Source organism: Brevibacillus sp. AG, from assembly GCF_028369215.1.
In the GTDB taxonomy this organism is placed as follows: Bacteria; Bacillota; Bacilli; order Brevibacillales; family Brevibacillaceae; genus Brevibacillus; species Brevibacillus porteri.
This window is the reverse complement of sequence record NZ_JAQMYO010000006.1, coordinates 126,601-138,276: the sequence shown is the minus strand read 5'-3', so window position 1 is coordinate 138,276 and position 11,676 is coordinate 126,601. Positions and strand designations below refer to the sequence as shown.

The 11,676-nt window shown below is 46.2% G+C and carries 14 protein-coding genes; 3 read left to right on the top strand and 11 right to left on the bottom strand.

Annotated elements, in window-relative coordinates; all coding sequences use genetic code 11:
* Positions 1 to 11: 11 nt before the first annotated feature.
* Positions 12 to 1,631 (bottom strand): YcdB/YcdC domain-containing protein, encoded by a 1,620-nt coding sequence (locus POF51_RS16935; RefSeq protein ID WP_069848891.1) that lies wholly within the window; start codon positions 1,629 to 1,631, stop codon positions 12 to 14.
* A 232-nt stretch (positions 1,632 to 1,863) separates the two neighbouring features.
* On the opposite strand from POF51_RS16935, the gene POF51_RS16930 reads away from it, so the two are divergent.
* A complete protein-coding gene (locus POF51_RS16930; RefSeq protein WP_069848893.1) occupies positions 1,864 to 2,253 on the top strand; it encodes a cupredoxin domain-containing protein in 390 nt (129 codons plus the stop codon).
* On the opposite strand, the gene POF51_RS16925 is transcribed toward POF51_RS16930, so the two are convergent.
* From POF51_RS16925 to POF51_RS16915, 3 genes are all read right to left on the bottom strand, one after another.
* Positions 2,243 to 3,463, bottom strand: a complete 1,221-nt coding sequence (locus tag POF51_RS16925) for an MFS transporter (protein ID WP_069848896.1) — start codon at positions 3,461 to 3,463, stop codon at positions 2,243 to 2,245. The two genes, POF51_RS16930 and POF51_RS16925, sit on opposite strands and share 11 nt — an antisense overlap.
* Positions 3,464 to 3,530: 67 nt before the next feature.
* A complete protein-coding gene (locus POF51_RS16920; protein WP_271755763.1) occupies positions 3,531 to 4,466 on the bottom strand; it encodes a 4-hydroxy-3-methylbut-2-enyl diphosphate reductase in 936 nt (311 codons plus the stop codon).
* Positions 4,467 to 4,525: 59 nt separating this feature from the next.
* Positions 4,526 to 5,455 (bottom strand): ketopantoate reductase family protein, encoded by a 930-nt coding sequence (locus POF51_RS16915; RefSeq protein ID WP_069848898.1) that lies wholly within the window; start codon positions 5,453 to 5,455, stop codon positions 4,526 to 4,528.
* Between the two features lie 226 nt (positions 5,456 to 5,681).
* Here POF51_RS16915 and glnA point away from each other — a divergent pair, with 226 nt between their 5' ends.
* Together glnA and POF51_RS16905 are read left to right on the top strand one after the other, a co-directional pair.
* Positions 5,682 to 7,100: a type I glutamate--ammonia ligase gene (glnA, locus tag POF51_RS16910; protein ID WP_069849142.1), complete on the top strand. Its 1,419-nt coding sequence runs from the start codon at positions 5,682 to 5,684 to the stop codon at positions 7,098 to 7,100.
* A 121-nt stretch (positions 7,101 to 7,221) separates the two neighbouring features.
* Positions 7,222 to 7,929: a L,D-transpeptidase family protein gene (locus POF51_RS16905; RefSeq protein ID WP_069848901.1), complete on the top strand. Its 708-nt coding sequence runs from the start codon at positions 7,222 to 7,224 to the stop codon at positions 7,927 to 7,929.
* A 24-nt stretch (positions 7,930 to 7,953) separates the two neighbouring features.
* Here the strand turns inward: POF51_RS16905 and POF51_RS16900 are convergent, their stop codons facing one another.
* The 7 genes from POF51_RS16900 to POF51_RS16870 all read right to left on the bottom strand — a co-directional run bounded on the left by POF51_RS16900 (position 7,954) and on the right by POF51_RS16870 (position 11,674).
* On the bottom strand, positions 7,954 to 8,238 hold the full coding sequence (locus POF51_RS16900; RefSeq protein WP_244195729.1) for a hypothetical protein: 285 nt from the start codon (positions 8,236 to 8,238) through the stop codon (positions 7,954 to 7,956).
* An 85-nt stretch (positions 8,239 to 8,323) separates the two neighbouring features.
* Positions 8,324 to 8,410, bottom strand: coding sequence for a sporulation protein YjcZ (yjcZ, locus tag POF51_RS16895; RefSeq protein ID WP_017251504.1), 87 nt, complete (start codon positions 8,408 to 8,410; stop codon positions 8,324 to 8,326).
* A gap of 112 nt (positions 8,411 to 8,522) precedes the next feature.
* Positions 8,523 to 8,885 (bottom strand): hypothetical protein, encoded by a 363-nt coding sequence (locus tag POF51_RS16890; RefSeq protein WP_244521779.1) that lies wholly within the window; start codon positions 8,883 to 8,885, stop codon positions 8,523 to 8,525.
* Positions 8,886 to 9,045: 160 nt separating this feature from the next.
* Complete coding sequence (locus POF51_RS16885; RefSeq protein ID WP_069848907.1) at positions 9,046 to 9,600, bottom strand: delta-aminolevulinic acid dehydratase; 555 nt, start codon at positions 9,598 to 9,600, stop codon at positions 9,046 to 9,048.
* Positions 9,601 to 9,819: 219 nt separating this feature from the next.
* On the bottom strand, positions 9,820 to 10,314 hold the full coding sequence (locus POF51_RS16880) for a hypothetical protein (RefSeq protein WP_069848909.1): 495 nt from the start codon (positions 10,312 to 10,314) through the stop codon (positions 9,820 to 9,822).
* 290 nt (positions 10,315 to 10,604) lie between these two features.
* Positions 10,605 to 10,769, bottom strand: coding sequence for a hypothetical protein (locus POF51_RS16875; protein ID WP_167403227.1), 165 nt, complete (start codon positions 10,767 to 10,769; stop codon positions 10,605 to 10,607).
* A 56-nt stretch (positions 10,770 to 10,825) separates the two neighbouring features.
* Positions 10,826 to 11,674, bottom strand: coding sequence for an energy-coupling factor ABC transporter ATP-binding protein (locus POF51_RS16870; RefSeq protein WP_069848912.1), 849 nt, complete (start codon positions 11,672 to 11,674; stop codon positions 10,826 to 10,828).
* Positions 11,675 to 11,676 lie beyond the last annotated feature (2 nt).

The window sequence follows — 11,676 nt, the reverse complement described above, 5'->3', positions numbered from 1 at the left end:
AGCCTCCTGTCTTAGTACGGATTGTAATGAATTTCACCTGTAGTAGTAAATTTGCCATTTAGGGCATCAATTTCTCGGTGGTCTAGGGATATGGCTGTTCTGTACGCCAGAATGGGTTGATAGTTTGGGTTATCCGACACAATATCGGCATCCGGTGTGAAATATTGCAGCTCCAGTGGACGCACTTTCAAGTATTCCTTTAGCGCCTGCTCATGTGATACAGCCTTTTTGGGGTCAGGCAGAATGAGTGGTTCCCAAGATACATCCTCCATACGCAGACCTACCACCTCTCCCGTGATACGGTCTATTCTGATATAAATCTCATCATCCAGAACGGGAATCCCTTCGTGCACATTTACAAACTTGAAGCCCTGCTCAGCGCCTCTCTGTCGAAACTCTGCTGTCCCAATCGGCATCACTTCTTTTAAATGCTTTGGTCCGTACTTTTCCAGCGCAGCAATAGCTAGTTTCATCGATTCTTCTGGCGTTAGCCATTTCTTTCCGTTTGGATCTTCTTTAGGGGATTCTTTTTCTCCCCTTCTCTTGTCAACCACACCGTAGCTCATGAATCGTCCTGTTTCTTCCTCCGTTATAATGATAGCCTCAAAGTCTTTATTGATTTCATGTGTATATTCCTTACCTTTCGTATCTTCAGAAATGCCTTCTTTTATTTTTTCAGCTTTGCTCTCGATCCCAAAAGCAGCGAACATAGCTGCTGCTTCCTCTGTCGTCTTTACGGTTACTTCCTTACCGACAGGATTCACTCTGACAATGGGATTATATGCACTCCCAAAACCATCATAATCAGGAACTTCCTTGCCTGTTTTGGCATCGATAAATTGCGAGAATTCCGATTTGTAGCGTAAGGTAGGAGAGCCATACAAGTATTCCTTCGTTTTCTCGTCCCATCTCTCTACTGGCTGTTTCAAATAAAAGAGCTTCAGGTGTTTGGCGAAAGCTTTTTCAGCCTGATCCTTGGATATGGCTTCCTTAGGATCAGCAAACTTCAAATCTTCGAGGGCTGGTGCATCATCGCCCCCGAGATTATATAAGCCTGACCCTTTCGATATGACTTCCCCCTTGCTGTTTACGGTTAGATTAACATTCACATTCAAATATGGAAGACCGTTTACCTGTTTCGTAAACAAAGCTTCATTTTGATCCGAATAATTAGGGTTATATTTGAAGCCACCCATATCTGCTCCGTACCATTGCTTCATAAAATCTGTTGCTTTGCTGACTACCTTGTCATGCTCAATCTTCGGCCTTCCTTCTTCGGGAAATTCCTCGTTGTAGCTAAACCAATCGGGATTCCCTTGTTTATCCAAACCGAATTCAAAAGACGGTTCCTTCTTCTCCTTGGACGTTTGCAAGATGATGGTTATACGATTCGTTCCATCATTTTTTTCTAAAATCTTAAGCGTACTGTAAGAAAAATCGGCTAAATATGGCAGCCTTTCCTTTACCTTTTGGATTGCAAGCTCTACCTTCACTTTCCATTCAGGTGTAAGCTCCTTTGCCTTGCTCTCCTCCGCCAGTACTTGACCATTATTCGTTAGATGGATTGGCGTAGTAGCAAGTAGAGTTGCAGTTGTTACCGAAAAAATCACTTTATTCAGCTTTTTCATCATTTACATCCTCCCGTATTTTTTTCAACATTAATTAATCGTAAGAAATAGCAAAAGGTTACAAAAAATACAAAATAAAAAAAGGCTGTTGAATCAATCATCAACAGTCTTTTTTATTTTGCATGACAGGGAAAGTACATCAATCGAATAGGGAAAAAGTGTTTATCCCCTTCACTCCGGGGACAGGATAATAGTAACTTCCCAAGCTATGGTCATCAAAGGAGTTGAAAGCAAAATGTCTCGTCACTGGTATCGGCAGCTTCGTTATCCAATCATCGCTTTGGCTGTGACATTAACGCTACTTTGGACACATCATCACCATCGCCTGCCCGCTTCGTACGCGATCGCCACACGGACACATACCGTTACGATTTCTAGCGCTGGCTTTTTGCCCAATCAATTGACTGCTCACGAAGGAGAGCGAGTCTCGTTGATGATCGTCAACACCGATACGCGCCCTCACAATCTATCCATTCGTGATCTGAACCTTACATCCACAGAGCTAAAGCCGACCCAATCGACTCTTTTACAGTTTTCAGCCGACAAACGCGGTCGGTATCATTTCGTATCAGACGCACCTGGCTATCCGGAAACAGGCTTCCAAGGCATGCTCGTCATTGACTAGCCTGCACTTCTTCGTCTGGTGAGATTTGCTTCCACCGTCCGAATTTTATCATGAGCAGAGGAATAATCCCGATCGCGGTGATCATTCCAAAAAACAAATAAATGGCTAGCACCGAAAACGAATCTTTGATCCACCCTGCTACCAAATTGCAAAACATCGCACCAAGCCCGCCTCCTACTGAAAAGAAGATGGCTAACGCCGTCACCTGAAGGGATGCGGGCGTATTTTCGCGCACAAATTGGGCTGCTGTCGCCAAATAAAAGCCTACTGAAATCCCTTGCACAAAGAACATGGCAATCACGGCAGTGGTACTCGGAGCTGAGCTATACCAAAACCAGCGCATCGCGCAAAAAATCGCAGATAGCAAGAGTGTCAACTCCAGCCCCCACCTGCGGACAATATAACCCGCCAGTTTCATAAAAGGAGCCTCACTGCCTGCAAACAACAAGAAGGCAAGACCGATTCCGGCAATGGTCCCTCCGATATCCTGATAAAACAGGGAAAACCAAATATTATTGGCGTTTACAGAGCCCATCATGCAGAACGATGAGATCAAAAACAACGCAAATCGCGGAATTCGCGCCAAATCTCTGATCCCCGCAAGCATACTGACGCGAAACCGCGAAGCCTCTGTCACTTCTTCCGGAACCTTCTGAAGAAACAGAATGGCAATCAGAAACGCCAAGCAAAACGAGTAAAAAAGAGCATGTGGCCCCCACTGCTCAACGAGAAGACCTGTGATGAATGCCGCTAATGCAAAGCCAATGGCTCCCCACAAGCGAATGTCGCCGAACTGCATGCCATGTCCCTTTGCATAGCCTAGAGCCAAGCTATCTGAGATGGGAACAACGGCACTTTGAAAAAACGACAGCAGTATGTAGAGCAAAAATACGTAAACAAAGCTGGAAACACCCGTAAAGAGAAGTCCCACCAAGCCGGTGATGATCAATGTCAGAATCAGCACAGTTTTGCGAATTTGATAGCGATCACAGATCATACCCCACATCGGCTGTGCCACAATGGAAACAATCGGCGCGACTGCACTGATGAGACCGATTTGGGTCCCAGTTAGATGGATGGATTCGTAGTATTGCGTAATGAGCGGAGCAAAAGCGCCAAACCCGTAGTAAATAAAAAGATAAAGGGCGCAAAGACTTAGGTATCTGCCTTTTGCGCCCCCCAGCCCTAAACCGGAAAGTGATTCTGGCATATAACTCTCCTATTTTGAGGTTCATTAACCGTGTAAGAAAACATAACGCAGAGCATGCCTCTATTATTTATTTTACCGTTGGCAATATTTTCGTCATGTTGACGGTGCGTTTTTTCTCCCATGTAGCCGGATTGAATTCATCGAACTGCTCCAGGAAGGAGATGACTTCCTTCGTCAGTGGAGTCGGCGTCGAAGCACCAGAAGTAACCGCCACATTTTTCTTTCCACGCAGCCATTCAATGTCCAGCTCAGACAAATCAGCGATACGATAAGATGGAACATTCGCGATTTCTTCTGAGACCTGTGCCAAACGATTGGAGTTGTTGCTACGCGGATCGCCTACGACGAGGCACAAATCTGCCTCTCCAACTTGCTCCGCTACAGCTTCCTGACGAACCTGTGTTGCGAGACAAATTTCATTATGCACTTCCACGCCTGGAAAACGCTGAAGAATGGCGTCCATCAGATGTTTGACATCCCATTGGCTCATGGTCGTCTGGTTCGTTACGATCAGCTTGTCTGTCGGCAGATCGAGCGCGTCCAGCTCTTCCAGCTTTTGAACTAGATGTACGTGATCCGGCGCGATCCCCATCGCACCCTCTGGCTCTGGATGTCCTTTTTTGCCGATGTAGAGCACATGGTAGCCTTCTGCTACTTTTTCACGGATCAAATCATGTGTCTTCGTTACATCCGGGCAAGTCGCGTCGACGACGGTCAAGCCTTTATCGCGCGCTTTCTTGCGTACCTCAGGAGACACGCCATGGGCAGTGAAGATTACCGTTCCTTCATGGACCTGATCCAAAAGAGCCAGTCGATCCTCTCCATCCAATGTTTTTATCCCTTGTTTTTCAAACGCCTCGACGACGTGAGCATTGTGTACGATCATGCCCAAAATGTGAATCGGGCGGGGCAAGTCAAAGTTTTGCGCTGTTCGCAGTGCCAAAACCATGGCATCCACTACACCGTAACAATATCCACGGGGGGAAATCTTGATGACTTCCATCTTTACCCCTCCTACTTTTTATAATGCGTGAGCGAAAGACATTCACCCCGTATTATACCTTATTTGTCTCCTGCACGCTTCTGTTCGTAAACCTTCAGATTATTGTAGACAACTTTTAAGAGCGGCGTGGACAAGCCTTTTTGTTCCGCTCGCTCCAAGAGATAGCCTTGAAGATGATCCGCTTCCACCGGAAGACCTTTTTCCATATCACGCAGCATCGAAGATTTCGTTTGAGGACGCTGATTCTGGAAAGTCTCCATCTGCTTGTCGACGATATCTGGCTTGATCGGTGCCTCCAAGGCGTTCATGACAGAAACGATTTCCTCAGCGAGTTGCCGTGTCAACTCTACGCCCCAAGCCGATTCCCGGATTGGACCGACAGCTGAATTCATCAGCGTGGTAATACCGGAAAACGTCGCAATAAACAAGTATTTGTGCCAGGCTTCCCGTTGAATATTTGCGCTTGCACGCATCGTCCCGTTGATCTTGGAAAAGGCTTGCTCGATCCGCTCTACACGCTCGCTTTTGCCGCCCTCCCACTCCCCGAAAACCGTATCATGAATTGGACTTGTCTGCACGACATCTCCGTCAGCATTCAGCGTCGTCTCAATGAAACAAAGACCCCCGAGCACACGCTCCCGACCAAAACGATCCCACAACAGTTCCATATGCGCAATTCCATTCAATAGCGGAATGACGACCGTGTCCTCGCCTATGTACGGAGCGATGGCATCGATGCTATCTTCCAACGTGTAAGCTTTGTTGGACAATAGCACAACATCAAAAGGTCCTGCTTCCTCACCTGCTTGAATCAGTTGTGGCTGTTCCAAAAGCAAATCCCCATGAATGCTCTGAATGCGCAAGCCTCGCTCCTGCAGCTGTTTGTATCTACGTTCGCGCACAAGAAACGTTACATCTACCCCCGACTCAACCAGCCTGCCACCAAAATAACCGCCAATGCCCCCCGCTCCCAGTACGAGAACCTTCATCTAATATCGCCTCCGCGTTTATAAGTCATGGTTTGTCTACATTTTATTAAAAAGTAACCATTTTCTAAACCCCACAATATAATGTTAGAAATTCTGACATTCAACGTAAGAAAACCTCTTGACGAACAATATGAATTGTCGATATAATTCGGAATATAGAAATCAAGTAAAAACCGAACGTTGATAATGAATTTATAACTTTAATTCGTGAATGGAGTGAATCATGTTGGATATGAAAACAGTCTTGTCCACAATTGACACAGAAAAAGTGGAATATGTAGATTTTCGCATCGTTGACCTGCTCGGCCGCCAACACCATGTCACCGTTCCTGCCTACGCGGTAGATGAAGGAACTTTCCGCAATGGCGTCGCATTTGACGGCTCCAGTCTAATCGGCTACAAGTCCATTGAAGAAAGCGACATGGTAGCGATGCCCGATCCGGCAACCGCCTTCATCGATCCATTCGTAGAAGCCAAAACCATGAATATCATCTGCAACATCGTCAATCCAGACAACACCGTCTACACACGCGATCCTCGCGGCATTGCCCTCAAGGCCGAAGCCTATCTGCAACAATCCGGCCTCGCTACCGCTGCTTACTTTGGTCCAGAATCCGAGTTCTTCCTCTTTGACAACGTACGCTATGCCTCTGGTCCATCCGGCTCCTTCTTCCACATCGATTCAGAAGAAGCTTTCTGGAACACAGGTAAAGAAGGACAAAACCTCGGCTACAAAGTACGCAACAAGGGTGGATACTTCCCTGTTCAACCAACCGACTCCCAAATGGATATCCGCAATGAAATGTGCACGTTGATGACGAAATGCGGCATGTATGTAGAGCGCCATCACCATGAGGTGGCAACAGCCGGTCAAGGTGAGATTAATTTCCGCTTTGATACACTGACTCGTACAGCAGACAATTTATTGCTGTTCAAATATATCGTGCGCAACGTAGCAGCCAAACACGGCAAAACTGCTACCTTCATGCCAAAACCAATCGTTGGAGACAACGGATCAGGGATGCACGTTCACCAAAGCTTGTTTAACGGCGATACCCCGTTGTTCCATGAGCAAGGCGGTTACGCAAACCTAAGTGAGACTGCGCTGCACTACATTGGTGGCATTTTGCACCACGCCCCTGCACTGATCGCTTTGACGAACCCAAGCACCAACTCGTTCAAGCGTCTGGTTCCCGGCTACGAAGCACCCGTGAATTTGGTCTTCTCCAAAGGAAATCGCTCTGCTGCCGTTCGGATTCCGATTGCTGCCGTTACGCCAAAAGCGTCCCGTATTGAGTTCCGCACCCCGGACTCTACGGCTAACCCGTACTTGGCTTTCGCTGCCATGCTGATGGCTGGCCTCGATGGTATCAAGCGCAAGCTCGACCCGCGTGAACTGGGCTTTGGACCATTGGATAAAAACATCTACGACTTGTCCGATGCGGAAAAACACGAAATCAAGAGCGCTCCCGGCTCTCTCGCAGAAGCACTTGTCGCACTTGAACAAGACCATGACTTCTTGCTCGAAGGGGATGTCTTTACAAAAGAAGTAATTGAAGGTTGGATTGCACAAAAACGCGGTGAGATTGAGCAAGTGGAACGGACTGTGAATCCAAAGGAGTATGAGCTGTATTACGACCTATAAGTTGCAGGAAAAAGCCCTTCTCTGATGAGGAGGGCTTTCTTATGCATTCGAATAAAAGGCCACTCCCCATCACAAATTAAAAGCGTATTGCTAAAAACAGATGATGGGATGCGCATTGATTATGTTGATTCAAAAGATAACTCGCTCTCTCATACAAGGGTCTGCCATTCTTCTTCTGACCATAAGCATGTCAGCCGCTATCGGTCAGAAAATGGCTTACGCCGATCACTCGTTACCAATCATAAGCGATCAAGCTATATATTCAATTGAGGTCTATCCGAGAAAACATCAGCTGATCATCCGAAAGCATGGGAAAGTATTGAAAACCTATGTGGTTGCAGTTGGCAATCCCTCTACACCTACACCTGTTGGAGAATATAAAATCATAGCAAAAGGAAAAGATTGGGGACCCTCATTTGGTCCGAGATGGCTGGGTTTAAACGTCCCATGGGGAATATATGGCATCCACGGCACAAACAAGCCTCATTCAATCGGCCAGCATTTGAGCCACGGTTGTATTCGTATGAGAAACAAAGACGTAATCGAATTATTCAAGATGACTCCACTCGGAACAAAAGTAACGATTTATGGGCATATATTAGGGGACCCAAGCCATGATCCTAGAAATTTAGCGGAAGGCGACGTTGGTGGAGATGTACAGCTCATCCAATCTCGATTAAAGAGCGCTGGTTATTTTCACGGGGTATGCGATGGCAAGTTTCGATCCTCGACAACTACAGCTCTAAAGAAATTTCAACGGGATCGAAAATTAAAGCCAAACGGTGTTGTATCAAGCAAGGTTTATGAAGAGTTGGGATTAGCGGAATAAATCCTGGCACAGTTCGTATTTCCACTACATAAACCTTCTAAACATACTTCCAATCCCATTCGTTCCTTGGAAAGTTTTGAATACCTCGTTTGCTACTTTTACACCATTGAGGATTGTGCCTATATCAAGATTTAGATTAGAAAGCCGTGGTGGTCGAGACTCTTTTCTCGGCCGACGGCTCGTTTTTGCCCACTCTTGATAATACTGCCCAAGGGATTCAGGATTTTTCTGTAGCTTTCTGATCGAGACCTTATTTGATTTCAGCCAATCTGCAAATTCAGGGCTAAAGCCATTCATTTGTCTAGCCACTTTTCACTCTCACCTCGTTTCATAAATGAATAATGCAAAGGGATCGTATGTCCCTTTGCATTACTCTTTTGCTTAAACCCATTTCCTAATCACAATCACATCCGACAATGACAAGCAAAACAAACAGAACTAGGATCAGAGCAAAGTCATCAAAGCCATTAAAGAAACCCATTCTGCCTCCCCCTTTCCTTAGACACCCTACTGTATGCACATTTCTCATGATTTGCCTGTACACTCACCTAATAGAAAAAGGACGCAAGCATTTGCCTACGCCCTTTTTCACCCTATTGCAGTCCGATTTGCGATTTAACTTGCAGAATTCCGCCTCGGAAAGAAAAATTCGCATTTGCTCCAATCGTCCCTTCTCCCTCATACATGTAGACGATCGTGTGTCCTTCCTCTCCTGCTTTACCAACCTCAGCGAGCAGTTCACCTTCCCCGCCCACTATTTTTTTTACTTCCTCAAAGCTCATCCCATTTTCAATCTGTTCAAATTCACTCTTCGTGATCGTTGCTTTCTCCGTCGCCGCAGGAGCAGTCGCTTCTGGTGTAGGTGAAGCTGGTGTTGCTGCCGTATCCGTTGATGGCCCGGAGCTACATCCAGCCAACATGATAGCGAAAGCCACTATGAAAAAAGACATTTTCATCAATGAAAAAGGACCCCCTTAACTAAAATGAATCCCCCCTACCATAATTCAAAATATTCCTCTCAACAAGAATAACAACCTGACATTTCTCGACAAAGACGAATCTTTTCGGGCATAATAATGCAAAAAGAGCCTTAAAAAGGCTCCCTTTGCGTTGACATTACTCTTTTACATAAAGCTGATACATCTCGGTTTCTTCATCCGTTGCTTTTGCGATTCGAAAAGCTTCTTCCACGCTTTTCTTGTTTTGAATTACCTCGTAGAAAAAGCGCAGGGCGAACATCAGCGCAGAATTTCCGTCCGGGTAATCATCTGGCCCGATATACGTATGGCAACCACTGTCCATAAAGGCCTTCGCTAATTCAGGATCACCAAGCGAGCATCCGTTACCTAACACGATTTTTCCATCTAGCTTGGCAAAACGTCTAACGTCGTCAGGACCAAAATCACCCTTTGGTTCTCCTTCCTCGTATACGTCCTCGCCCAGCTCTGGCATGATGAGGCTTCCCTCATCCCCATGGAAATTCAGAACAATCATGTCGGTATTTGGGTAGAGGTCGCTACCATTCAATACATCAATCAAATCGCTCGGTCGACCAATCCAGTACGTAAAGACTCGCGCTCCAAAATACTCAAGTGTATTCCGGATTGCTTGGCTGTCCAGATCCGTATCCGGACCAATTACTAAGGCAACATTCATTTCAGGTTTACTCATCGTGATATTCCTCCATTTTGTTGTAAGTGGTTTTTATTTGTGGGTAGACAAAACCATTTACATGGAGGGGGTCGGGCCAACTGGTGGATGGCAAGACGTTACTTCTTCATCATCATGATATAGGTAAACTCCTCTTCAATTGGAAATTTTTAAAATTTATAGCAGTATATCACTCGTAACATGTCATGTAAAGTTTTTCCGCCTCTCGTTTTGCAGCGATTACGCAAACCCTTTTTTGATTTTGGTCTTCATGTCACGATACAGCTCTCCGTATGTAATCGCATGCTCGATATGCGAATAGGAAAGTACGGAATCGCCATCCTTGCTCTCGCAGCACGCAAAGAACAAGCTTTCCATCAGATTGTGATTTTCGATGGAATTGGTAATGTGGACGCAATCCTCAATCGAATCATGAGCGTCATGCTTATAAAAAAGAAATGTCCCTTCTTTGAACGCCCCTTTTTTGTTAGCGTCTTTCCAAATGAGCATGCCCAAGGTAATAAAGTACCCTTCCTGGAAGCGGATGACGCCGGTAATGACAGAATTAATCGTGGTCGGAATGATCGCAATCGAGTCATTGAGCTGATTGACGTATTCATACAATGCTTTATTGGATTCTTGAAGATCAGCGATCGGTACATGAAGAAGCTGCTTGTCTCTTAATTTTTCTACGAGTTGCTGAACGCATAGCGTCTTATTCAAAGTTGAAATCACAACCTCATCACTTCCCCCATTGTAAGTAAGTGCCTTCTTTACGTTATTCGTGATGAATGGACATATCCCTACAAAATCCGCACAATCTTCTTACTTTTTCTTCGAGAATCAAATTTTACATACGTAAGAGGCATGGAAGTCGGTAGTCTGTCTGCAAAAGGCGAACACCTCCCCCTTCAACAGGGTTCATGTTGAAAATTCCGGCAGGGTCGAGGGTGGGTACGGGGATCATTCCATGAAAAAAGCCCTTCACGCCTTGATTGTGGCGAGAAGGGCTTCTTGGCGCGAACTTACGCCTTTCCCTTTAAATAATCATCTTTTATCTTCTTTTCCTGCTCGACGGTAGTCATCTCTTTCTCCAATACTTGATACATCAGTTCATCCTTCACCTTACGTGAAATTCCTTTTTCCTGGTGATTCGGGACCGATGTACTCATGACAGAGTCTTGTTCCATACCAGCGTACCTCCATGGCTTTTTGGGGTTAGCTTGCCCGAAAGCCGCCACTCCATTCACCACACCCGTTGAACACTGAGCATTTTTCGCAGCTCGTCGACCGAGCGTGGAATATTTCCGCCAAGTTCACGCTTCCACTGCTCAGGCAGTGCCTCCCACACATCAACGAGCAACGGCATACCCAGATGAAGACTCTCCAGCATAGTTCTATTTTCCAATGCCTCCTGCGGATCTCCCGCGAAAACAAGCCTGCCTTCATCCATGATGCAAATCCACTCTGCCCATTCAAACGCGATATCCATATCATGTGTCGCCATCAAAACAGTCGTTCCTTGCCGGTGAATCGCATCGAGCTCCCGCAGCAAATTTTTAGTCTGATAACGATCCAGATACGCAGTAGGCTCGTCCAACAGCAAAAGCTCTGGCTCCATGACCATGACCCCCGCGAGTGCCAGACGCCGTTTTTGTCCCAGGCTCAAATGATGAATCGGAGCTTCTGCCAGCTCTCTCAATCCGAATGCATCCAGCACTTTTTCTACCTTTGCCCGGATGACTTCCGTAGGCAGATTCTGATTGCATAAACCGTAGGATATATCTTCTGCGACCGTACTTGCGATCAGCTGATGCTCGGGATCTTGAAAGACCAAGCCTACCTTTTGCGTCATTTCTTGCAGTGCGGCTCGTTTGTAGACTAGCGGTTTCCCCTTCCACAGCACCTGTCCCTGCTGTGGCTCGATGATCCCGTTCCCATGCAAGAACAAGGTAGACTTCCCACAGCCGTTTCGTCCCAAAAGGACACATTTTTTCCCCTCTGGAATCCATAAGGACAGCCCAGACAGGACGGGTCCCCGCCCTCCTGGATAGGTGTACTGCAAATCAATGAACTCCAACAACCGTGATGTCATAA

What these genes read in the sequence shown, in the direction of transcription:
- POF51_RS16935 (WP_069848891.1), bottom strand. Translation starts at nt 1,631, where the DNA reads ATGATGAAAAAGCTGAATAAAGTGATTTTTTCGGTAACAACTGCAACT.
- POF51_RS16930 (WP_069848893.1), top strand. Translation starts at nt 1,864, where the DNA reads ATGTCTCGTCACTGGTATCGGCAGCTTCGTTATCCAATCATCGCTTTG.
- POF51_RS16925 (WP_069848896.1), bottom strand. Translation starts at nt 3,463, where the DNA reads ATGCCAGAATCACTTTCCGGTTTAGGGCTGGGGGGCGCAAAAGGCAGA.
- POF51_RS16920 (WP_271755763.1), bottom strand. Translation starts at nt 4,466, where the DNA reads ATGGAAGTCATCAAGATTTCCCCCCGTGGATATTGTTACGGTGTAGTG.
- POF51_RS16915 (WP_069848898.1), bottom strand. Translation starts at nt 5,455, where the DNA reads ATGAAGGTTCTCGTACTGGGAGCGGGGGGCATTGGCGGTTATTTTGGT.
- POF51_RS16905 (WP_069848901.1), top strand. Translation starts at nt 7,222, where the DNA reads ATGTTGATTCAAAAGATAACTCGCTCTCTCATACAAGGGTCTGCCATT.
- yjcZ (WP_017251504.1), bottom strand. Translation starts at nt 8,410, where the DNA reads ATGGGTTTCTTTAATGGCTTTGATGACTTTGCTCTGATCCTAGTTCTG.
- POF51_RS16890 (WP_244521779.1), bottom strand. Translation starts at nt 8,885, where the DNA reads ATGAAAATGTCTTTTTTCATAGTGGCTTTCGCTATCATGTTGGCTGGA.
- POF51_RS16885 (WP_069848907.1), bottom strand. Translation starts at nt 9,600, where the DNA reads ATGAGTAAACCTGAAATGAATGTTGCCTTAGTAATTGGTCCGGATACG.
- POF51_RS16875 (WP_167403227.1), bottom strand. Translation starts at nt 10,769, where the DNA reads ATGGAACAAGACTCTGTCATGAGTACATCGGTCCCGAATCACCAGGAA.
- POF51_RS16870 (WP_069848912.1), bottom strand. Translation starts at nt 11,674, where the DNA reads ATGACATCACGGTTGTTGGAGTTCATTGATTTGCAGTACACCTATCCA.